Genomic DNA, 23,506 nt, shown 5'->3' with positions numbered 1-23,506 from the left:
AGGCACCTTCGCCTGGGTTTGCGCTGATCATGCGTCCTGACTGTCGGAAATTCTGGTTATGTGGATCGCGTTCGCGCCATCGTCGCCGGTCAGATAAAGGCGCAGGGCAAAAAGCAGGTCCGGGGTATGATCACCTTCGGGTTTTTCGATATTGATCTGTACCCGGCAAGACAAAGCGACAGTCGATTGTGCAACGAGTTCGCTCACCCGCTCGACGCTGCGGGCCAAGGCCTTGGTGATCTGCTGATGAGGCTGGAGCAACATCCTCAGTTGCATATCCGCTGCATCTCGCGTTCGAAGCACACCCAGCAGGAGTTCAAGTAACTCGGTGGTTGTGCGCATCCAGTTGACAGCAGCTCTGTTGTCATCGGCACCTTTTATCCCCGGGCATGGATTGATCTGCCCCAACGCCAGGTTGAGAGACTTCAGCACCATTGTCATTTGGGTCGCTTCGAATTGTTCAACGAAGTGCCGGTCTCGCCAGATCGCACAAGCGAAGGTGCGCAGAACGCTTTCCGTGATGTTGCGCATGAGGCCCGAGAAAAGCGCCCGCTGCCAGGGTTGATCCAGGCGTCCCAGGGCGAAGCCAATGGCTTGTGGGTTGCGAATGCTGCCGTTCTCGAGCTGCCCGGACAGATGCTGGATGAAGCCACGTGGGACGTCCTTGTGCATGCAACACATCAGCACGAGAATTACGCTTTTCACCGACGTTGGAAAATCGTTTTCCTGCAGCAGAGAAACGAGGTAGTCGATATTGCTGCGGGCTGCTTTGGCAAAAACACCGGGGCAGTCGATATCGTCGATGGAGCGACCATCGCGCCATATCTGGATGATGGGGTAATAGACAGATTTGCGGATCTGGATAACGAGATTCTTGCTGGTTGTTTCGTCGAACCGCTTGAGTCGTTCCACCTCCTCGTGATACTCGCCGGCAACCCGACGGCCAGAGCATTTGCCGCCCTGCTCATGGCGTTCGTATGAAATGGTGTCGCCAACGCCGAAGTCCGTGTACACATGTCCGTCCAAGATATTTTTCTGATGGACGAACACTCGTTCCTGAGTGGCGCTGGTGGTAGCGAACGTGAAATAGCCTCCGTTCTTGTCAGGGCGCCACTCCTTGTTGATCACGGCCTTAGCCCTGGCCTTGGGACGGATGTAGATATCCTGGTCCAGTCGTGCGATCGCGCGGGTTATCCAGTTGAGCAAGTCAGTGGTTTCACTGCTGCCGGGTTTTGGCAAATGACGCAGATCGGCCCAGGCCATCGGAGCGGGGTACTCCGGAGCGGGGGCATCGGTGACGACCAGGTCCCTGGTACGCCGCCAGGTAGCCTGCACCTGTGCAAACGCGCCATTGCGCGGCATGAAGGTCAGCTGATAGGGGGCGTCCGCACCGTATTCGAACGTCAGGTGGAGCGCACAGTCGACACTTTCCTTGAGTGGAAACGCGCAGGAGTCCAGGCGGGCCGAGTAGCCCAAGTCTTCGCGGCTGTCGCCCAGGAAGAGGGGGAACTGGTAGAACGGCCTGTCCGCCGGGAGGGTGAAATCTTCCTTTACCTCTATGCTGACTGGCCTGCCACGGATCGGCGTGACCGTCGTGCCACGGGACACCAGTTGGAAGCGCTGAGGACGTCCGTCCTTGAACACCTTGATCGTCAGTTCAGGTATCTCGTCGCGCCACAGGGGGATATCTCCCGCACGTTGTTGCAGCGTATGAAAATGAAGGCCTCCGGATACCGGGCTTTGCGTCACGGTGATGGCGAAGGCGAAGCCGCCGATGCGCGGGTCCTGTTTCAGCACCGAGTTGTCGAGGGCGGGAGGCCTGGCGGCGATAGCTGGCGGTTGCCATTGGTTCTGGCCATCGATGGACGTAATGGCGCAGCCGGGTTCCGACTCATCCGCTGGGGTGTCCGAAATGATCACCGAAGGATGCCGCTCCCAGTAGAAACCTCTCGTTTCCGGGAGTTTGTCCTTGAGGGCCGGGTCGAGCCTGGCTACCAGTTTCGTGACGCAGGTTTTGCCGCCGACATTGTCGATCACGACTATCGGATAGCCAGCGCTCACTTTCGAGTAGTCCACGTGTTGAATCGCAGCGGCAATACTGCGCGGCAGGGGCACTGCGCCCTGGAAGCGAGCATTGAGATTGCGTCGGGTGACGTCGAGTTCGAAATCATTGAGGACATCGGGCACGAGCCAGATCAGCGTGTCGTGCCTGAACATCTCCTGCAGTCTGCCGGTGAAGGCGTGTGCGGCGCGCTCCAAGTGCTCGTGCGCGGCTTGGGAGAAGAACAGGTCCGTCGGGAATAGGGTCGTCACCTGCGGGTGCCGATAGATCGCATCGGAGGTAAACAGGTCGAGTGCTACCTCGGCATCCTCGCCTTGCCATTGTTGCCATGCAAAAGAACCAGGTAGGTGCCTGGCCATTTTGCCCGCAGCATAGCGTGGGAGTGAGGTCGCCAGATCGACGCACACCGGTGTATGGATTTCGATCCTGGCGCCGCGCTTGATCTTTTCCTGTACCGACTGCATCGCGACGCTGTTGAACCAGGGACGGATCTCGAAGGTATCGAAGTCGAAGAAAACCGGCATGTCCGCCAGGCAGTGGCGGCCCTCGCTCCATATACGGCTGTAGGTGATCCAGCGATGCCGGGTCTGGCGACGTGCGTGGACCTCGGACAGGTCGCGAGCAGTGTCATCCTCCAGGGACTGCAGCCAACGCCAGGCGTCCCATACCTGTCGGTAATCGCGATGTGACAAAAGCGTGTTGTTGGGCGGCAGGTTCTCCCAGCGGCCAATGTCCCGCGCTTCGCCGGAGCGCAGCCAGGACAGAATCGTCAACAACAGGTCGTTCTGGTGTTCATGGCGCTCGACGCACAGCTCCAGGTATTGCGCCAGACGCACCATGCATGCCTTGAACAGGCGGTTCTCCGGCAGGTCGACGGACTGGGAGCGCCGAACGCCTTGCAGATAGGGGTTGCCTGCCAGCTTTTCCCTCAGTGTGCGTCCCGGGCGATTGCTCAGCTTGATGAAGCTGTTGGCATCGAGTTCGCGTACCGCATGGGCGGGCAGTAAAGCGTGTTCCCGGCGAGGAGCCTCGTTGAGGCAGTGGACAAGCCGATCCACCGCCGCGCTGCAATGTTCGGTGATGCGCCACAGGCGGTCGCGGTACGGGGACCCGGTCTCGGGCGGTGAGTACCCTTCGATCCTGGCCAGAAACACCGACAGCGATTGCGGCAGTGCCTGCCCGCTCCTGGGGTCGAAGTCGACGGCATGGCAGAACCAGTCCGACTGCTCGAGCACCTCGCTGATGGCGGTGCTGTCGTGCGCCTTGTTGCGGGGCACGGAGTCAAGGCTCGACAGGTGCTCACTGGTCATGGCCGGTGATTCCCCCTTTCCTGGCGTTCTCCTCCAACGTCTTGCGCAGTTCGTCTCGTTTCTCCGGGGACCTCAGGTTCCAAGCCCTACGGCGCTCGTCAGGATCTGTCAGGCCGATGTTGAACAGTGACGGCGGTTCTTCCTGGGTGTTCGAGGCTGTGGGGGCAGGGTGGTCGACCTGTGTCGGCGCTGTTGACGAACCAGGCGCGTTGAGATAGTTCGCCGATTGCCAGATGAACTGGCCGTAGCCCAGTTCGCAGGCAATATCGAAGTCCTCGGTGAGGTGGAAAGGACGGCCAGCGATGCCCCTGTCCAACTGGTGGCGGATCTTGTCGAGGCAGTCGGTCTTGCTCTTGCCGCGGGTGTCGATGCCGCGGAGCTTGGGCATGACCTTCTGTACCAGCTGGTCTTCGAACGCAGTATGCATCGCCTCGGCAAGTCGGGATGGGGAGTTGTCATTCTTCGCCGCCCGGACCTCCGGGTAGTTGGCCATGTAGTACTCGATGGATTGCCATACCCGATGGCCAAGTGCCCGGCCAGCCACGCAGAGTGCTCCATTCAACGCCTCTATGAAGGCCATGTACGGCTTGACTTCGTCTTCCGAGAAGCTGCTGCCCTCTGCCAGCCAGCTTTGCCAGACGGATTTGTGCAGCGCCGGGCCGCGATTGCGCTCATCGAGCGGCAGCAATTTCAGGCGGCGTTTCAATTCGGTCGGCCGCGGGAAATTGACGATGATGGAGCGGTCCAGCACCTTGTCGGAAAGAGACTTGGTGGTTTCATCCTGGTTCATCGTTCCAGTCCACAACACATTCCGGCCCAGTGGTAGTTTGTAGGCTGGCATGCCTGCGCCGACCTTCACCGGCAGCCAGGGCACGTCGCTGCCCTTCCTGCCACGGCGCAGTTCGAGCTTGCTCAGGAATTCGGCAAAGTACAGCTCCGGATGGGCAAGGTTCATCTCGTCGAGCAGGACCAGGCACATGGCCTCGGACAGGCCGGGGTAGTCCTCGCTCCAGGGCTTCTGGCTCTGTGCGAGGAAGTTCAGCACCGGTTGGGCGTCGAATTTGTTGTCGATTGAGTTGAAGAAGCCGAGCATGGACTCCTGCGAGTCCCAGTTTGGCTGCACCGACAGCGGCTCGAAGAAAATGCCGCCGAAGTGGGCGTACAGGCGCGGCAGTTCGGACTTGCCGGTACCGGAGACGCCCGAGAGCACGGTCAGGGGCGACCACTCTGCGGTCTTCAGGGCCGTGTGGAAGGCGTTGAGGATCCGTGGGTTGAAACTCAGGCCGTAGTGGCTGCACGCATTGCCGATACCTCTGAGCCAGGTCAGCTCGTCGATCTGCGCCTTCACCGGCAGCCTGGCTCGGTCCACGGCAAAATGTGGCCGTTCGATTTCCTTGTGCCGCGCCTCGACCTCGGCAGGGCGTTCATAAGCGGCCCGCAGCCGGTCGAGCTCGACTTGCGCTTCGTTTGCCGCGCCTTCGAAGATCGAAGCCTTTTGCATCAATGACTGGTTTTCCGCAGTGAGCTCGGAGTTCTTCCGGCGTAGCTGACCGACCTGTTCATACTCCGCTTCCCTGATCGCGATCTGTCGCTCAAGCTCATCCGCCCGGGCCTTGTGGGCCTTGGTTTCGCTTTCAAGCGCGCGGGCTCTGTCGCGCATCTCCTCGGTGGGCCGGTTGGCGAGCTCTTCGCGCAGGCGCTTCAGTTCATCGGTCTGGCTGTTCAGGTTTCGCAGGATCTCGGACGGGTCGGTGTCCCCGAGCTGGCGTTTCAGGAGCTCGAACACGCCCAGCAGGTCGGCCTGTTTGGCAACGGTTTCACGTAGGCGCCGGTTGTCCTCGATGCAGGACTGCTTCTGCATTTCCAGCGACCGGCGCTCTTCCTCCAGGTTGCTCTCGAGTTCGTCCGCGAATTTTTCACTACGCCGCCTGGCGTGCTCCTCGAGCCGCTGCTCCTTGCGTTCCAGGTTGCGCTCGGCGGCTTCCAGCTCCATCGCTCGCCCGTGCACTTCGCCCTGCAGGGCGGTCAATGCACCCTTCTGCCTTGCCAGTTCGGACACTTCTGCATCCAGTCGCGCGCGGGCCTCGTCCTGTTGCCTGGTCCAGGCATCACGCTGCCTGCTGAGCTCTTCGCGGATGCGCTCGCGCTCGGCGTCGCCGGCGGCCGACATTTCCGACAAGCGTTTGACCCGGAGATTGGCAAGTTCCTCTTCCAGCGCCGATAGCTGCTGCTCGCGGATTTCCGACATCCGGCGCTCGCCCTCGGCGCGCTTCTGGCGCAATTCCGTATTCAAGGCTACGCGCTCTTCGTCATGGCTCGCTGCGCGTTGCTGTTCGACGACCTTGAGCTGTTCTACCCGCTTGCTGAGTTCGGCGGCTTTTCTGGCGAGGGCCTCTTGCTGGGAAGCCAGCCGCTGCTCTTTTTCCTCCAGGATTTGCTGGCCCTTGGCAATAGCTGCTTCGCGGAGCGCGATTTCGGCGTCACGCAGCAAGTGCGCGGCGGCATCCTGCTTCGCGACGTCTTCCCTCTTGTCGGAGTGCTCCATTTCCTATACCTCGATCAGTGTTTTGATGATTTTGTACGATGCCTCGCGCAGCTTCGCGACATCCGTGCTTGCCAGTGGCAGTGGTTCATTACCGTGCCCGCGTCTGGCGATGAGCGCGGCTACATCGTCGACAAAGGTCGGTTGGGTCGCCGCGATCGACTTTAGGGTCTGCTCGTCGGCCATCAGCAGGAAGGCGATCATGCAGGCCCCGAGCGACTGGCCGCTGCCTTGCAGCGTCTGGCGTACAACCGAAGCCCTCACGGTGTGCAGGCTTGACGGCAGTCGATGGCACAGGCCGGCCGCGATGGCCTTGTCTTGCGCTACCTCGATCAGCAGCGCATCTGCCATGTCCGGTGGCAGCCAATGGTTCAGCGACAGCTCGAGGACGGACTGCACAGCCGCATAGAGGTCGCGGGCGAACGCCAGGGCATCGTCTCCCTCCTGCCAAGAGAGAAAGACCCGTTCCGCATGGACGAGCCGCTCCTTCACGTTCGTCCCGAGGCGATTGAATGCGCCGAAGCCAAACTCGTCCTGGATGCCAGCACGGGCATCCAGCAACACGTCCGCATAGGCGTCAGGGTTGCTGCTGGCGGTCGGCTCGCGGGAAAAGGCCACCTCCGGCACCATGGTCTCGATGATCTCGCGCACCAGCGGTTCTGCCAGCAACTCCGATTCCGGGGCGTCGGCACTGCCTTTCCCATGCCCCTTCTCGTCACGTGCCTTCTTGATTTCGAGCAGGTGGCTGATCAGTGCGGGATCGCGCGCGGCCAGATGTCGCAAAGGATGAGAATCATCGTCCTGCGCGCGAAGGATGCTCAGGGCGAGCAGCGTTTCCAGCTCTGCCTTTCCCTCCTGGAAGTCCCGTAGCTTGCCCTCCCGAACAGGCCTGAAACCGGCTCCCGGTGGTAGCAGCCCAACCTCGCTGGCCGCGAGGCCAAGCAGTTGTGCGTGCTCCGCCTGCGGGGTGAATTTCAAGCGCTGAATATCACCTTCGAAGGGGCGCCTGGCACAGGCATGGAACAACGACCACTCCACGGCGGCATAGAGCTGGGCGATCGAGCGGAATGCGGCGTTCGGCAGCAGCCGCAAGTTGCTGAGGAGCTTGGGGTAGCGCAACTGGTTGGAAGGAGTGTCGAAGGGTTCTTTTGCACGCTGATCGGGGGATGGCGAGCGTGGCTGACGCAGCGCTGCCTTCCACTTGCCCAGCCAGTCCGCCGTACGTTCGTCCTGCTCTAGCAACTGTTCGAATGCCCGTTCAAGTATCAGTGAAAACCCGTTGCCGAAGGGGTCTGCGATGCGGAACTCGCCGTCGCGTCTCTGAATGGCGATAGGGCAGTCCAGGTAGTACTGTTCCGGCTTCTCCATGATCACGATCTTGTGCAGTGCGGGCAATTGCTGCCCCTTCCCGAAAACTGCGGATCTACGCTGCATCGCTCGCGCCACCTTGATCACATCGCGCTGGGTGAGCGGTGCGGATCCGGTACTGATGGATCGGATCCTGTAGGCGGCCTGCTTCTGTTCCTGCTTGCACAACGGCTGGTTCTCCAGCAGTTGCATGAAGGGCAGGACCTGCCCGCTGACCCGTTCGCGAAACAGCAGTGCGGTCACGAATGCCGGGTTGTTGGCCTCGCTTGCCGTGTTGCTGTCGGACGCTTCGAGGACGCTGTTGAGATCGTCGATCAACCCTCGGTCCCGAAGGCGCAACAGAATGCTTTCGACCAGGTCGCGCGGAATGCACGTGTCCTCGGCCAGTGCCTGTGAGGTCATCCTCCCAAGGGAGAGCAGACTGAGGATGACCTGCTCGAACGGGTTGAGGCTCAGGCCGTCTTCGTCAGGCCTGGGCAGGGTGATCCGGTAGGCATCGACGGGCCAGGACAGATTGCGGCGTCGGCCGACAATTGCCCCGAAGGGATCAGGGGTGCCGTAATCCAGAAGTTTCAACATTCCAGCACGACTCCTTGTTCGCGGCAGAGCTTATGGAAATCAACGAGCCCGGGAATGAACTCGGCTGCAAGATCGCCATCCAGCAGGCTCGGGTCGCCGACCACCACCAGCAGTTTCTTCTGGCGGCTCATCGAGACATTCAGGCGGTTGTAGAGGCAAAGGTGACCGAACAGTGATTGCGCCTGTTTTTCGCGGTCATCGGTAGCGGGTTTCCACGACTGCGGCACGGTCCTCACCGTCGATAGGAACACCACGTCGAACTCCATGCCCTGGAACGAGTCAACCGTGCCGATACGCAGTCGCTTGTCATTGTCGCCGAGCGTGCCGAGCTGCTGCCTGATGTATTCGGCCTGCGCCTTGTAGAAGGAAATCACCCCGAAAGTCAGGTCTTTGCCTGCCTCGCAATTCATCCATGCGAGCAGTTGGTGCGCGATCACCGTGGCCTCGATCGGGCGAATCCAGCTGGTCCCACTGCGTCGGTGCTTGCCTTTTTCCACGGGTACCTCCAACCACGCGGCGGGTTTTCCGCCGGTATCGGGGAGGGCGTGGGCAAAATTGACTGCTGGCCTTCCTGAGCCGAACTTCTCGGAGGGGTCGAAGCGCTCGTAGAAGTTGCGGCTGATGAAGTCGCCCAGCAGCTCATGCATGCGGTACTGCCTGTCCAGCGTGACCCGGCGAGTGATGTTGTCGCCTTCCTCCAGGGTTTTCAGGCGTTCCGAGAACAGGTAGTGGAACATCGATTTCTTCAGCCAGTCGGTTTCCGACGGGCCGTTTTCGCCGTCTTCCATCTGGCGTGCGACCTCGTCATCGATAATATGCGGCAGCTGGCGGTGGTCGCCGACCAGGATGATGCGCCTGCCCTGTGCCATCGGCACCATTAGGTCACGTGGCGAGACGCGAGCGGCTTCGTCGACGATCACGTACTCGTATTCCAGGCGCTGCTGGTTCAGGTTGGTGTCGCCCCCCTTGATGCCTTTCTGGAATTGCATCCTGCGGTTGACACTTTGCTGACACGTCGCGGCGAAGGCGAAGCTGTAGTCGGATACAGCCTCCAGCATGGCGCGCGGATTGTTGTCGAGCTGGGCGAGAAACTCCGCCAGCGCGGCGGACTTCCTGTCCCGGCCCGAGTGTCCCTTGAGTTTGATCTGCTCGATTGCTACGTCTGCCAGGACGACGATCTCGTCGTTGGCTTTCTCGATGCGGAAAACCGGGGGGGCGCTGAAGCGGGTGAGCAGCGTCCTCTTCAGTGTCGCCAACCGCTGCAGGAACGGCGGAAGGCCATTTTCGTTACGCCACAGGCTGGCATCGTCGAGCAACGCAAGGTCCTCGCTGTCCAGCACCTCGCCGAGATCGGCCAGCGCGTCGGTGGCGCGTTCGGGACCGTCGTCAGCAAAGCTTTCCGGCCGGCAACGAAGGCGACGCACAACGTCGAGCCATTGGTGGCTGGTGTCATTGAGCTTTTCTTCCAGGCCCATTTTCTTCTGCAGGTTCTCGGCCTGACGTACCCGCTCCTCGCCCAGGACCGCAATGCCGAGCGCTGCGATTCGGGAGGCAAGGCGGGCGCCGAGTACCCGTGTCGGCGTCTGGAGGTATTGCAGGTACAGGTGCCTGATCTCCGTTTCCTGTTCGATTTCGGCGATCTGCGGGTTGCGGTCACGCAATTCGGCGGCGAGCTTCCCACACCACTCATCGAGCCGCTCCTCGAATAGGCTAGCGTCATCCGTGGCTGCATTGGAGCGCTTGCCGAATTTCGGAACGGGAAGGCTGTTGAGCGACAGGCGCTCGATCATGTTCTCGACCGCGTCGTGCTGAAACCCTGTCAGCAGCACCTGGCCCTTGATGGCGATGCCACGCTTGTCCGCCATTTCGTTCAAACGCTCGAGAATGGCCGCGATGACCGTAGTCTTGCCGGTTCCGGGAGGTCCCTGGATAAGGGCGATGTCTGGGGTTTCCAAGGCACAGCTGATGGCATCCAGCTGTTTTGGCGTGGGCGTGTTCTTGAAGACCTTGTTCAGGACGAACGCCGTCAGCGGCTTGACAGGTGACGGCCTGCGGGTCTGGGTAATGACGCCTTTTTCCTCGATCAGCAGGCCGAGCTGGGGATTGGCGGCCCGGCCTTCGAGAATCATCCGGCGCGCCACCAGGCGGCGCTTGATCTGGGCAACTTCGCCTGCTAGGGAGAGGATGAGCATGCCCGACTTTTCCGGCAGCCTTTCAGTCTTGAGCTTGAGAGTGTTCGATGCCTTGTCGAACTCGCTCACCCCGTAATGCCTATTTCTGACCTGTGTTTCTTCCTGGGGGGGCGCGGGTTCCCGTTCCGCCGTGTGCTCGATGCCGCTGGCGAAATCCTTGAAGCGCAGGGCGGGATCCAGCAGATAGTCCGGGAGTTCCTCTACCCACCGGAGTTCGCCGACCTGGCCCTTTTCCAGGGCCTTGAGTGCGGCCTCGGAGGCTTGGGTCACGCGTACGGCCACGGTTCCGTCCCTGTTCTCGACGCTGCCGGCGACGTGCAATACCCCCACCAGGCGCGCCTTGTCCAGCAGCAGTTCACCTTCGAGATCGCCGAACTCATCCCATTTCCTCAAGTAACTGACGTGGTCCTGCGTCAAGGCTGTCATCTGCGCTTTGGCGAGGAGACGGATATGTCCGGTCCGGCTCCAGTCTGCGAAGTGAAGCTTGCCCTTGACCAGGCGTAGTGCACGGTCCGGATGCTTGCGGGCCTTGGTCAAGCGTGTGGTGAGGAAAATCGATTTGCCCTGGGGTAACGGCGTCTCTGTCGCTACGAAGCGCAATCCATTCCCGCTGATGCAGAACGAGTTGCTGCGGTTTGGTTGCTGGCTTCGAGCGGGCTGTACGGCGCTGGGCGCTGCGTCCTGGCTAGCTTGCGATTCCGGATCCGGCACCAGGTCGTTAGCGTCTGCTGCTTCCTCTTCCTGGACGGGGTCGGGCTTGAGCATCTCGTCGATGGCCGGACCTGCGGTCAGGAAAAAGAAGTCGCTGTCGCCTTGTCGAAAGCAGAAATGGCGCTCCAGCAGCTTGTAGAGTTGTTCACCCTTAGGACCGTTTCTGCGGCGCTCGAGGTCTGCAATTGCTCGTTCGGCATAGTCGTCCACGCCGATTTCCAGTTCACCCATCTCCAGGCACGGGCCGGAAAAAAAGGCGATCTGCAGTTCCATGCTGCCGTCGGCAGCACGATTGGCCAGTTGCGCGAGCAGTGCGCGGCCAATGGCGAGTTCGGCGTTCAGCCGCCGGTTATCGATAGATGTGACGGTCTGCACCGCGATCATTGCGTCCTTGAGACGCAGGTCGAACTCATTGGGGCGCGAGAGATCGTTCTCGATCGAATAGACGGCCTGGTCGCGCCACTCTGCCGAGCCGTGGCCAACCGGTCGGACGCGGATGGTAAGGATATCGGCTGGTATGTCCTGGAACTTCATTGCACGCCCGCCTCGAAGGTGAAGGTCAAGCTATCGGGGAAAGCAGGGGTGCCTCGGACAGGACGTGCCGTCCTGGCGGCGAAGTCAAGGTCGACTTCGTACGCCTGCGTCTCGTTATGCTCGAATGAAAAAGGATGGAAAAGTCGGTGCGGCAGGGCGAAATGCCGGGTGGTGGAGGGAATCACGATCTCGCCCCGCGATGCCTGGGCGCGGGCAAACGGCGCACGGGGTGCATCGCAATAAGGGCAGTTGTTGTGTTCGTCGAACAGGTAGCTCATCGTGCAGGCATTGCAGTGCAGCGAGCGGTCGAACGCCTTTTTCAGCTCCATCGCCCAGAGCGCCATGGTGGGGCGGCGATGCGGCTGTAGTCGCCCGGCCCCGAATGTTTCCTGGAAGAGCCGGCGAAGCCCATGCGTAGTCACCAGCGCACGCGGCAGCCCGCCAACCCCAGAGTTGGAATCATCCTTCGCGTCATCGATGAAGGGCAGATACCCCGCGTACGCCTGTTCATCCAGGTCGGCGGTCTGGCCGTCTTCATCTGGCTCGGAGTCCCAGCCACCGTCATCTTCCTCGGGCTCGAGCACTGCCTTGCCGATGAACGGATGGCAGAGTGCAAGGGTCTTGAAGGCCATGACGGCAAATGCCCAGCAATCCGAGCGTGGGCGCGCGGTATCGATGCCCCGCACCACTTCCGGTGCACCGTAAGCCGGCGTGTAGACCGAGATACCTCCGCTGGCCAATTCAAATCGCAGGTTGTCGGCATCGATGAGCCAGACATCGTTCGATTGCGCACCGATGAAGGCGTTGTTGCTGGAGATGTCGCCATAGACGATGCCCGCACAATGCAGGCGGGCGAGGATGGCGGCGCATTCCGACAGCGCGAACAAGCGGCGGCGGGTCGAGCCCGTGCGAGCGTAATGGACGAGATGCAATGCCAAGTCCCTGTCAGGGACCTTCGCCAGCCATTCAGGAAGAATGAGCTGCTGTTCTTCGAGGACCTTTTTCGTCTTGCCGTCGAGATCGAAGACGCTGAAGGGCGTCATGTCGTTTAGCAGGCGCATCACGTAACCTGGCTGATCCCGCAGGATGGCCAGCGGTAACGACAGTGGAACGCGCGGCGGCAGGGGCAGCAGGCGGATATTCTTGAAGCGTTGAAGCAGGTCGCTGCTGGTGTCCGGCTCACCTTGGGGATTGAGCGGTTGCTTGATGGCCAGGTCCGCGTCCTTGGTGCGGAACACGACGCCTTGACCACCCCTGGCGAGCTCATCGGCAAGCGTATGGTGATTACCGTATTCGTCGCACAGCGGCGGTGTTCCTTCAGTCTTGTCCATGGTGAGTCTCCTCGCGACAGAGACAGGCGATGGTCTTGTCGTCGCTGTGCTTTGGGGTGGGCCATTTTTCGAGCATCGCTTGAAGACGCCGGCTGGCGGTGACCGCGGCCAGCGAACGGTGCGCATCGATCAAGCCGGTCACGAAGCCGGGAATGTCCTCCAGGTCGTCCGCCACGCCGTCGGAGCAGAGCAGGATGGCCAGGCAATCCCGCTCCGGCAGCGAGGCGACCTGCCAGTCCCGTTCGGACACACGCTGGGAAAGTGCTGCCGTGATGTTGGAAAAACCTTGCGACTTGTCGTCCGCCAGGGACATCACCGAACCATCCGACCTGATTGCGGCGACCAGGCCATCGCCCAGCATTCCCAGGTGGATTACGCCGTTTCCCGCCCGGAAGGCGAACAGGCACGTGGCGGCGCAATCACGGGGTTCGAGTGGTGCGACGAGAGACAGCCAGTTCGACGTAATGCGTTGTAGCAGGGGCGCCGGGTCGGCTTCGGTGCGGGAGCGGAAAGCCTGTGCTACAGCCTGGCAGGCTGCATTGCTGCCGAAACTGGAAAACGGCTTCGAACCGAGGCCGTCGGAAACCACGATGCCGTCTCCCCCGTCGCGGTGGAAGGCTGCCCATGCGTCCTGGTTGGGGAGGCCGGCAGCCAGGTGCGCGGGGCCTGGAACGCTGGCACCGAAGCTCTTCCACAGCGTCATGCCGAGGGCGCTTCCAGCCATTCGTCCAGCGCAGCGAACAGGTCCTCGGCAAGGAAAACGTCCGGACCCTTGAGCTGCGGATTGGCGTCCGCACCGATCTTGATGACGCGTACCGAGTCGTCGGGAAGCCGCGACCGCCACTGTTTCAGGTGTCGGGCATCGGTGCTGGACCAGAAACCGTCGGTCAGCAGCAGTATTTTTCTGCTCGGTGAATCACCCAGCAGACGGGTCAGGGCGGTCGCACTGGAGGTGCCGCGGCACACCAGCATGTGTTCCGGGTAGTCGTCGGTCATGGTCCAGTCGTTGAAGACCGCTTCGGTCCCCCAGGCACACAACCTCATCTGTTCCTTTCTACCCGCCAGAAGCATCCACTGGGCGATAGTCGTGACCACCGTCCTCGTGATGAATGGCTTGCCTCCCTCGCTCATACTGCCGGAGGTGTCGCACACCAGAAAGAGCGTCATACCGGCTCCCTGGCCAGCCTGGCGCGTGCGGCGATCCCGCTCATCAAGCTATCGAGCTGTTCCAGGAAGGAGCCGCCGCAACAAAGTGCCAGCTTCGCGTCGCTGATTTTCTTGCGCACTGAGTCCGACCTTGGAGGGAAGCAGCAGGCGACGATGCCGCGACCTTCGACCCCACCATAAAAGCGGACGAGGTTCTGCAGTTTCATCACTTGCTCCTGCGTGACCTTGCCCGCCTTGCACTCGACGATGTAGAGCGAATGCCCGTCGGTAAAGGTGACGTCGAGCTCGTTGTGTTGCACGTCGCGATGGAATGAACCGTCCTGGTTGAGTTGCAGGGTGAGGTTGATTCGCAGGTCCCGGATGACGCCGCGCTCCTCGTAGGTTTTACACTGCAGATAGACGAACTCTTCGAACCAGCCACCGGACATGTATTTGGCGAAGCCCGCCCAATGCTTGAAGTGCAGGTTCAGGCCGTTGCCGACAACCGATGCCTCGGCTTCCCGAGTGAAGGCGAATACGAACCCGTGGCATTCGATGCGAAACGGTATCAGTGGCTCACCTCTTTGCAGGCTTCTTTCGTGTTCGTTGTTGTACCTGCACAATTCGGGGTAGGCGTCAGCGACTTTGCTCCGGTATTTCCACAGTGTCTTGGTCAGGCGGCGTCGGTCCGGCGATAACTCGTCCTGGGGCTCGACGGTCGACACTTTCAGCCCATCGCCATTGAGCAGCAGGAAGGTTTCGATCGAGTCGATGGGCCGGATGGTCTCCCGACGCAGGCTATCGACATAGGTCACGCGCTGGTTGCGGCTGTCGAAGTAGAAGGGCACTGCACCCAGTGCGCGGGCTGCGGAGAGCGCGCCGGCGAACATCAGCTTGGTGCCGCCGGTAAGGTTCATGCCGATACGCGCGCCAGGCGGCAAGGTCCTGGCGTGGGCGATGATCCTTTCCTGCACGTCCATGGCATCCCACGGGTTGACCGGGAGTTCGTCGAAGTCCGCTTCCTGGATGAACGCGCTCATGCAGGTCGCCGGGAAGTCCAGGGAGTTCACGAACACATGCCGGTCGGAGGCGAACTGGCGGATACCCAGCAGCGCTGGCATGCGTTGCTCGCCGAAGAGGTGATAGGTCACGGCGAACCCTTTGTGGGCATTGCCGATCGCGGCCTGGCTGGCACCGTGGCGCTCCAGCCATTCGGCGGGCAGGGCAATGGCTTCCGGCGGTTTGCCGACAACGGGCGAGACGATGAGGCGTTTCTTCAGGTGAGGATGAGCCAGGGCCGCCAGTGCCCACATGAACGCCATGACCGGCGTGCCAGGGCTCAGGTACAGCGTCACGAGTTTCTCGCCGGCGGCCTTGGCGACAAAATCCAGGGCGCGCATGGCACAGGCGTAGATGCCTTCGGAGTCGTTCAGTTCGCGGAGTGTTTCGCTCTTCAGCGAAATGCGTGCCTGCCTGGCGAACCGTGGCAGTTGCGCCTCCAGCCAGCGGGCGAAGTGCGCGTGGGCGGCAGGCGTATTGGCGAAATTGGAGACGAAATCGTTGGTAACGCCGCGATCCTGTTGCTGGTTGGCAGCATGGATCGCCGCCAGCCGTGTCGCCAGGTCCGCGCAGGTGGGTGTCGACACGTGATCCTGGAGGTCGTTTCGCGTGTAGCCAAGAATGACGATTTCGCTATAGTCCTCTGCCGCCAGCGCTGCGGCGATCGGACCTTCCGTGCTTTCGAATCCCAGCGACGCGCGAAAGTCCGTGATGCCATACCAGGTGAGTAGAAACTTCTTCATAGGGAACTCTTGGCGACGTAGGGGCGGAACCAGGTCGTTTCACTGGTCATTCGGTTTACCAGAACGGCCCGGTTGGGCTTTTCGAGACCTTTGAACTTGCCGATGCCGGTGGAGACCAGCGAGCCGGCGTCATCTTCGCTCATGCAATACCCCAGGCGCAGTTCGAAGTACGAAAGGAGGTCCTTGCAGGTCGATGCGCAGCGCTGCCAGCGCTCGACGAAGGCGAATACGAACACCCCCTGACGCGGGCCATCCTCGGCAATGCGCTTGAGCAGATCGCCAGGGCCGAGTGGTTCACCCGGCTTGGGGGGCCTGAATGCGGTCGGTGGGTGCAGCAGTCTTTCCGAATCGAGACCGTCGATGATCAAGGCGACGCGGCGACTGCCGATGGCATCGGCTATCGCTTGCAACGGGAGTGCCGCGATGTCGTCGAACACTTGCACGGGACCGCCGGGCGCGCGCGTCCCTGAGGTGAATTCGCCTTTCGCGGTGACGCCGCGGGCGTTGAAGAAGATGATCTCGTCGAAACGGCTGGATGCCACCAGGCTGGACAGCGTTGCGTTGAGCAAACCGTCGTGGATGGCATCGTTATAGCCGCTGAACAGGACATTGAAGGCCGTGCGCTGGATGAGCGGGACCGTGAGCATGTCGGCGTCGAACGTCAGCTGTTGCCCGAGGAGCAGGGCACCGTCCCCTGAACAGACGTTCTGGTAGGTAGTGGCGCAAGGCGGCTCAGGCAGGTGGGCGCCATTGAAGATCCGGGTCTTGTCCGCCATGCCCTGACGCGAGGCATGCTGCGCCAGTGTGCTGATGTGTTCGCGGCAAGTGTCGCTGTCTGCTAGGGGTATCAGGAACTTGACGTTGCCGGACCTGGCCCCGTTGGCATTGTTGATGATGCCCTCGGGCGGGCTCTGCAGCTCCGCCGCGGCCCAGTTGTTCGCGCCCAGGATCATCGCCGAATCTTCCTGGCCGCAGGCCAGGGCGATGCGGCAGCCCAACTGGGTGATGATGCTCCCCAAGGACATGGCATTGATGCCCTTGAGAGTCTGCGTCGCGAGCAGGACATGAATACCGAATGAGCGCCCCTGCTTCAACAGTTGCGACAGGAATTGTTCTGCCGCCTCTGCCACTGAGCGTGTGCCGGCGAAGAGCACCTGGAACTCGTCGATGACCAGGAGGACTCTGGGTAGCTGCTCACCTGTGCTGGCGCGGAAACTGGCGAAGTCAGAGACCTTGTTCTCCTTGAATATGCGCCCGCGCCTCTGCAATTCACCCACCAGGTGGCGAAGGACTGTGATGCCGTATTCGGGATCGCTTTCCGTGGCGACCAGCCGGGCATGGGGAAGGGGCGGGTCGGCATAGACACTGAATTCCGTCGATTCCTTGTAATCCAGCAGATAAAGGTCGACTTCCGCCGGTGAATAGCGCTGACACAGGGAGTGGATCAGGACGTGCAGCAGGTTCGACTTGCCTGACCCGGTCTTGCCAGCGAGCAGTGCATGGTGTTCGGATGTTGTGGCACCGAGGACGAAGGAAGCGGGCGCGCCCGCGGTTGACCAGCCGATCGGGATGTCGAAGCCTGTGCAGGTCGTGGCGCCCTTGGAGAAACCGGACCAGAGATCCTTCATCGACCGGCTGAAGCGCGCCTGCCGGGCACACTCTTCGGCGAGCGCCGAAAGGTAGGGGCCTAGCTGTTCCTGCCTGGGCCATTGCTCAGTCTTGCAGCTCGATGAAAGGCCGTTGCGCGCGACGGACGAGGTCGCGAACAGGGCGTCGAACGCTGCGACAGCCTGTGCTGCGGTTGCGCGGAATTTCTCGTAGCGCTGGTCCTGCAGGCGGTGCTCGTTGATCGCGATGATCGGCAGGACGCCGCAGCGCGGGCCGCTCTCGCACAATCGCTGGAGGAACCACAGACTTTTTTCGGACAGTTGCTCTGGCGCATCGAACAGCACCAGCACTTTGTACGCAAGACGGCAGTCGGGGTTCTTCGCGTTGTACGCCGACCAGTTCGCGGACTCGTCATTGAAGCGATGCTGGAGCAGTTCCTCGATGTCATCCGTCAGCCGGCCGAGCGCAGTCTCGATCTCGTCCGCGCGCGTCAGCACCCGTTGTGCCGGTACCAGTTGCTCGACCTTGAGCAGGGGCAGGAACGGCTCGACTGATTGTCCCAGTCGTAGCGGATCGATGAACGTCAACTCCAGCTGCGCCGGGGGCAGGGCAGAAAGCAAGCGCAACAGCAGGCCGGATATCCACTGAGCGTGGCCCGTGTGGCCTTGGGAAAACGCCAAGGCGCTGGAGAACGGGAAGGGGATGGCGTTTGGCGTCGAACAGCAGAGGTCCTCGAAGCCCAGTTGCCGGGAGCCGAGGTACAGACGCGCAGGCATTTCTGTGACCGCCCATGATGTCGTAGGGACCAGATCCGTCAACGCGGGCTGTTCGCGGCGAAGCCGCTCACCCGAACGCATCGCGTCCGTGGCGATACCTTCCCATTGCTGCACGAACGCCGATCGCCAGGCCGTTGTCCGCTGCGCGCGGCTGGCGTTCGTCTGTCGTTCTTCATCTGCCAGCCGCCGCAAGGCCTCTTCCGTCGAGGCAGCCAGGGGCGTTTGCAAGTCTTTGCGCAGCCCCTGAAGGGTTTGCTCTCTTCTGCTCGCGGCGGCATTGAACTCACGGTCGATGCGGGCCAGGCCTTCCTGATAGTCGGCGATGGCTTGCATGACCCTGGAGACGATTTGGTCCGGATGCTCGGGCGATCCCTTCATACATCACGCTCCCCTCGTGAAGTTCCGACGTCTTGCGCTTCCTCGAGGATGCCGTCGATGGCCGTGACCTGACGCTGGTAGTCTTCGTTGAAACTCCGCAGGCAGGCGATGTTCTCCTGGATCGGGGAGAGCACTTCGTTGGCGATGGAGATGCCGAATCCATCCCGCACCCCAGTGTTGAACCTGTTTGCGCAGGCCGCCATCAGACCCATGACATCGTCAAACATCGACATCTCCCGACTCATCGTCCATGGGGATTTCCAGGATATGCGCATCGGTGGAGATGCCTGGAAACAACGACGTACAACGCTTGCCCGGCAGCAGGTAACGGGATTCGAAGTCCGTATCCTCGCGCCTGATCTCGCTCAGGAACCTCTGCCACCGCTCCTCGGACAGGTCGATCGAACGGCAGCGTGCGGTCAAGTTCAGCAAGTGCGCCGTGGCCTCGTCCACGTCATCCATGTCGCCGGTATCGACCGCGCGTTGCAACTGTTCCACTCCTGCCCGGACCTGTTCAAGGATGGCAGGCTCCACTATGGCGAATCGCACTTTCATGGCTGTTCCTCCTGGCTCTGGCGGATGAAATCAAGACAGGACCGGTCTATCTCGTTCTTGCTCGGCAGCATGCCTATCAGAGGCGAGCCCGCCTCGCGCAAGGCATCGCGCAATTCTTTTTCTTTCTCGGGCGAAAGGACCTTGATGTCCCGCGAGCAGAGCGTGCATTGCGCATCCGCTTGCTTGTGTCCTTCGGCCTGGAACACCATGTGGTCCTTCTGCGCGAAGAGGTACTGGGCCTTGCCGCATTTCACCTCCAACGCCAGCGAGCCGCCCACCGGTGCCCCCATGCCCGGCCCACGCCCCAGTACGACTGGGACACGCAGGTCGGTTATCAGCAGGTCGGTCTTGGTGTAGCGGCCGTTGTCGCCAACGAACGTCCGCCCTTGTGTCTCGATGCGACCACCCAGTGGCGCCAGGGCGTGGCGAGCCAGTTGCTCACCGAATTCGCCGCACAGCTCGATGCGGACCTTACGCACGACCCCGTTGCGCTCGACATCGCCTTTCGCGGCAACCCATTGCTCGCGGAACCTGTCGACCTTCGCCCGATACTCGGGATTTCGTTCGTACAGGTACTCCTGGAGCATCTGCCGATGCTCCGCCGACAGGTTCATTCGATCCCGCAGTACATCTGGTGTGACGACGCCACCCTGTTTTACCGGGTCCCACTTCAGCCAGGAATGGAAGTTCGCAGCGACGGGATGGGTCGCGAGGTAGGCCTCCAGCGCTTGTTGGGCAGCAGAAAGGCGTGCAACACCCAGAGCGATGGCCTGGCCGACGCTGAAAAGCCGTGCATTGCACTCCTGATGCGCTTGCGCCAGTGCCTGCGCAGCCATCGAGGCCGCCTGCCTGGTCATTTCCAGGCGACGTTCCATCGCCATTCGGTTCTCCATGGCCCGTTCGAGGTCGGCCCCTGCCTGCTCCAACGCGTTGCAGGCCTGGTCCACCTCGGCCCTGGCCTGGTCAGCGCAGTTGTGTTCCCAGGAGCAATCAGGACTCGACCCATCTTCGTCGAGCGGTTGGGCGACACAACTGGACAGCGAACTCTCGGCAGCGTCGAGACTGGCGTATGCGGTGTCCACGGCCTGCTGGGCGTGCTCGGACGCATGGCTGGCGTCCACTTCCTGCTGCATGGCGTCGTCCAGCAAGCCCTCGCTGTGCTGTGAGGCATTTTGAGTGTCTTCGTACTTGTGCTCTGCCAGGGCAACCTGTGCACGGCAGGATGCCTCCAGGGCCTCATGCACGGTCTGCAGGTCGCGCACGAGGTCTTCGAGATTTTCCACTTGCCCTATGGATACGAGTGCCATTGCGCTTGCGACGTCCTCAGCTTTGAAGGTAATCGCGCAGGCGCGAAGCCAGGGTGATCAGGTAGGGCACCTGCTCCGTCGCGTTCGCGTTGAACTGATGGAGTTGTTGGACGAGCATGTTGAACTCCTCCTCGAACTGCGAGCGCTTCTCATCTTGCCAGGTATCGCCGAGCGACTGGAATGCGCCGCCCAGGGCGCCAACACTGTCGTTGAGCGAGTCGGTGAATTGCCGCAGCGCATGCGCGAAGCGTTCCAGCTCTTCCGGATCCCCGATTGCCTGTGCCATCACCAGTAGCCTCCGACGTCTGCTTCGGGTGTCGTTGACTCCATCGGCTCCTGTCGGGCCCCGATGGTCGCTGGTTGGACATCGATCGAACTCGCGGGCGGTATGGTGTTTGGCGTCTGCGACCTGGCGCGGATGGTCACCGACATGGACACGTACTTGAAGAAGCCCTTCAGCTGCCGGGCATTCTCTGCGTAGTAAAGTGAGTGCTGCGTGCCCTCGATGAATGCACCGAGCACGGTCTTATCGGCGTCCGCACCGATTGCCATGGCCATGCGATCGCATTTCGCGGAACGTCCGTCGTTGACGAATTCCCGCAATGCGCCTTTCCAGCCATTGTCCGGTTGTCCGTCCGAGACCAGCACCACGGTCGGACGATAAGCGCGCGATGGTACGACGTCCTTGTCTTCGATCATTGCCTTGGCCATTTCAAGCGCGACACCCAGTGGGGTCATACCGCCGGCCGCCAGTGGCTGCCACTGAACGCCATTGGCGCTGGCCAAGGGCTGATGCAGCTTTACCTGTTCTCCGAACGTGATGATCGAAACCCAGATTTCGGTCTCGCTGGTCTCGTTGCCACGGAACTCGTCGAGCATGTCGCGCACCGCGACATTCAGGTTGTCGATCTTTTCCCCGCCCATACTGCCGCTGACATCGAGCAGCAGAATGACGGGTAACGGCTTGGCTTTCGGAGCCGTGAATTTCGAGGGATCGAAGGGAGTGCTCACGTCCGATACTCCTTGGAAGTTATGGATTGAGAAGGTCGGTGTATTGGCCGCGCTTGTCGCCACGAATCCGTTGGAAAAGCGGGAAGCACTTCGAAGACTCGCAGGACATTTGGCCGCATAGCAGCCGGTGCGGTCGGGAAGGCGTGGAGAAAGGGGCTGACGGAGGAGAAACAGCTTGGGCAAGGTGAAATCATCTGACGCATGAAACATCCTTGTTCTTAACTGTCGTATATCGATTTCAGGTTGCGAGATATGAGGCTATGCTAATCGCTGGCTGGCACTGTGCCACTTTCAGCAGGGCGAAAGCAAGCACGATTCGAGCCTCCAGACCTGAGCCCTAGCCGGGGAAATCAACCCGCTTTAGCTGCTCTGAAAGTGAACCTCGCATGTCTGAAGGCGTCACAGAATATTGCGATCACCACTGGATGAGATGGTGTCCGCCTAGTTTAAGAGGAAAGCATTTCTTGCCGCGACGTGCGATTTAAAGACTTTCAGGCAAGCCAAAAAACATCTGGACATGTCTCTAAAGCGGTATTTCTGGTTAGCAAAAGCATGAATGTACCCCCAGAAATACCCGTCGATACCCCCGGCAGGATGCGCGATCGGGAATGGAGATTTCTGACAGCTTTCGGAGTGGTGCACTTTGGGCTTCAGTGTATATCGATGGCGGGGTGACCAGAAGTCCCCGGGACTGTGCCCATATGGGGCCGTTTGTCACGAACGGGCGCGTCTGACCCTTTGAGCGCAATGCTCTTGTTCATTTGTCCAAGGTTGACGCGAGCCTTGTGTGGGCTTCACCCGAGAGCGCAGGTGAAGCCGATACCATTAACCGTGGCTGCTAAGGGGCCTGAATGTGTGATACGGCTCTAAGCACATCGAATACCTACCACAAGCTGCGCGACTATTTGGAAAAGGCCGTCTGTGCGGTGAAGCAGGCGCTGGCCGCTAATCGCCGACAGTGCCTGCTGGCCATGACATGAATGACCCCCTCGAAACACAGGACACCGTTTCCCCCTTACCATAAGGGATAGGCAAACGACTGTGTTTATGACTACCAGCAAAGACAAAACCATCGAAGTGCTCGGCCAGGAGCGGTGTCGCTGCTGGAGCGTCGAGGAGAAACTGGCCATGGTGCGCGAAAGCCTGGAGCCTGGGCAAAGCGTCTCGGTGGTGGCCCGGGGCAACGGTATCATCCCAACCAATTGTTCCACTGGCGCAAGCTCTACCAGGACGGCAGCCTGTCGGCGGTCAGTGCTGGTGAGGCGGTGGTGCCCGCTTCCGAGTTGGCCGATGCCCTCAAGCAGATCCGCGAACTGCAACGGATGCTCGGGAAGAAGACCATGGAGGCCGAGATCCTCAAGGAAGCGGTGGAGATCGCCCGCTCGCGAAAATGGATTGCGCACTCACCCTTGTTGCCGGGGACGACCAGTGAAATCGGTCAGTGAGAGTCTCGGTGTGGCGCGCTCGCAATTGACGGCTCGACTCAAACAACCCGCGCAAGGGCTGCAACCCCGTTGGCGCCGAACGCTCAACGATGCGGCCCTGGTCGAGCAGATCAAGCAGGCAGTCAGCGTGTTGCCCAGCTATGGCTATCGTCGGGTCTGGGGTCTGTTGCGTCGGCAGCATGAGCAGCAGGCTCTGCCACCGGTTAACGTGAAGCGGGTTTACCGCGTCATGCGTGACCACGCTCTGTTGAGCGCCGGCGCAAACAGCCGGGCGTGGCGCGGCGTCACGAGGGTCGTGTCGCGGTGGATATGAGCAACACCCGCTGGTGCTCGGATGGCTTCGAGTTCCGCTGTGAGGATGGCGAAAAGCTGCGCGTGACTTTCGCTCTGGACTGCTGCGACCGCGAGGCCATCAGCTGGGTGGCCAGCCCAAACGGCTACAGTGGTGACGATGTCCGCGACGTGATGCTGGAAGCCATCGAGCAATGCTTCGGTGGTGAGCTACCGGCGTCGTCAGTGCAATGGCTGAGCGACAACGGCTCGGCCTATAGGCCGAACAGACTCGAGCCTTTGCCCGGCAGATTGGCTTGCTGCCCCTGACAGCCCCGGTGTTCAGCCCGCAGAGCAACGGCATGGCGGAGAGCTTCGTGAAGACAATGAAGCGCGACTACATCCGCCACATGCCCACGCCCGATCGAGCGATGGCCCTGCGCAACCTGACCATCGCCTTCGAGCATTACAACGAGGAACATCCGCACAGTGCACTGAAATACCGCGCACCTCGGGAATTCAGACGCTTGGCTGAGGCATCAACCTAACGGGGTGTCGGTGTCCGGTTTGATAGGGGCA

At 61.1% G+C, this 23,506-nt stretch carries 14 protein-coding genes and 1 pseudogene; 1 reads left to right on the top strand and 14 read right to left on the bottom strand.

The annotated features are described in order from the left end of the window. Positions 1-27 precede the first annotated feature (27 nt). Genes C6382_RS00890 through C6382_RS00825 form a run of 14 tightly spaced genes read right to left on the bottom strand, consistent with a single transcriptional unit; the run spans position 28 to position 21,212 of the window. Entirely contained in the window at positions 28-3,372 is a 3,345-nt protein-coding gene (locus C6382_RS00890; RefSeq protein WP_107022683.1) for a DUF2357 domain-containing protein, read from the bottom strand. Then, a complete protein-coding gene (locus C6382_RS00885; protein ID WP_107022682.1) occupies positions 3,362-5,917 on the bottom strand; it encodes a chromosome partitioning protein ParA in 2,556 nt (851 codons plus the stop codon). The genes C6382_RS00890 and C6382_RS00885 overlap by 11 nt, the downstream gene beginning before the upstream one ends. Positions 5,918-5,920: 3 nt before the next feature. Beyond that, positions 5,921-7,861: a hypothetical protein gene (locus C6382_RS00880; RefSeq protein WP_178082723.1), complete on the bottom strand. Its 1,941-nt coding sequence runs from the start codon at positions 7,859-7,861 to the stop codon at positions 5,921-5,923. Continuing rightward, positions 7,855-11,298, bottom strand: coding sequence for a DEAD/DEAH box helicase (locus tag C6382_RS00875; RefSeq protein WP_107022680.1), 3,444 nt, complete (start codon positions 11,296-11,298; stop codon positions 7,855-7,857). The genes C6382_RS00880 and C6382_RS00875 overlap by 7 nt, the downstream gene beginning before the upstream one ends. Beyond that, complete coding sequence (locus tag C6382_RS00870) at positions 11,295-12,629, bottom strand: serine/threonine protein kinase (RefSeq protein WP_107022679.1); 1,335 nt, start codon at positions 12,627-12,629, stop codon at positions 11,295-11,297. The genes C6382_RS00875 and C6382_RS00870 overlap by 4 nt, the downstream gene beginning before the upstream one ends. After that, the gene (locus C6382_RS00865; RefSeq protein WP_107022678.1) at positions 12,616-13,332 is read right to left on the bottom strand and encodes a PP2C family serine/threonine-protein phosphatase; all 717 of its coding nucleotides are present in this window, start codon (positions 13,330-13,332) and stop codon (positions 12,616-12,618) included. Before C6382_RS00865 ends, C6382_RS00870 begins: the two co-directional genes overlap by 14 nt. After that, complete coding sequence (locus C6382_RS00860; protein ID WP_107022677.1) at positions 13,329-13,796, bottom strand: hypothetical protein; 468 nt, start codon at positions 13,794-13,796, stop codon at positions 13,329-13,331. The genes C6382_RS00865 and C6382_RS00860 overlap by 4 nt, the downstream gene beginning before the upstream one ends. Beyond that, a complete protein-coding gene (locus C6382_RS00855) occupies positions 13,793-15,577 on the bottom strand; it encodes a Card1-like endonuclease domain-containing protein (protein ID WP_107022676.1) in 1,785 nt (594 codons plus the stop codon). Before C6382_RS00855 ends, C6382_RS00860 begins: the two co-directional genes overlap by 4 nt. Beyond that, positions 15,574-18,339 carry an FtsK/SpoIIIE domain-containing protein gene (locus C6382_RS00850; RefSeq protein ID WP_107022675.1) on the bottom strand — a complete coding sequence of 922 codons (2,766 nt, stop codon included), beginning with the start codon at positions 18,337-18,339 and terminating at the stop codon, positions 15,574-15,576. Before C6382_RS00850 ends, C6382_RS00855 begins: the two co-directional genes overlap by 4 nt. Then, positions 18,336-18,566, bottom strand: a complete 231-nt coding sequence (locus C6382_RS00845) for a hypothetical protein (RefSeq protein ID WP_146146882.1) — start codon at positions 18,564-18,566, stop codon at positions 18,336-18,338. Before C6382_RS00845 ends, C6382_RS00850 begins: the two co-directional genes overlap by 4 nt. Next, positions 18,559-18,894 carry a hypothetical protein gene (locus tag C6382_RS00840; protein WP_107022673.1) on the bottom strand — a complete coding sequence of 112 codons (336 nt, stop codon included), beginning with the start codon at positions 18,892-18,894 and terminating at the stop codon, positions 18,559-18,561. Before C6382_RS00840 ends, C6382_RS00845 begins: the two co-directional genes overlap by 8 nt. After that, positions 18,891-20,201, bottom strand: coding sequence for a hypothetical protein (locus tag C6382_RS00835; protein WP_107022672.1), 1,311 nt, complete (start codon positions 20,199-20,201; stop codon positions 18,891-18,893). The genes C6382_RS00840 and C6382_RS00835 overlap by 4 nt, the downstream gene beginning before the upstream one ends. A gap of 16 nt (positions 20,202-20,217) precedes the next feature. Further along, on the bottom strand, positions 20,218-20,487 hold the full coding sequence (locus tag C6382_RS00830) for a WXG100 family type VII secretion target (RefSeq protein ID WP_107022671.1): 270 nt from the start codon (positions 20,485-20,487) through the stop codon (positions 20,218-20,220). Beyond that, on the bottom strand, positions 20,487-21,212 hold the full coding sequence (locus C6382_RS00825) for a VWA domain-containing protein (RefSeq protein WP_256588875.1): 726 nt from the start codon (positions 21,210-21,212) through the stop codon (positions 20,487-20,489). The genes C6382_RS00830 and C6382_RS00825 overlap by 1 nt, the downstream gene beginning before the upstream one ends. Positions 21,213-22,283: 1,071 nt before the next feature. Here C6382_RS00825 and C6382_RS00820 point away from each other — a divergent pair. Continuing rightward, positions 22,284-23,475 (top strand): annotated as a pseudogene (locus C6382_RS00820) (IS3 family transposase). Positions 23,476-23,506 lie beyond the last annotated feature (31 nt).

Origin of the sequence: Pseudomonas sp. BBP2017 (assembly GCF_003024385.1) — a bacterium.
In the GTDB taxonomy this organism is placed as follows: Bacteria; Pseudomonadota; Gammaproteobacteria; order Pseudomonadales; family Pseudomonadaceae; genus Aquipseudomonas.
This window is presented reverse-complemented; position numbering and strand designations above follow the sequence as displayed.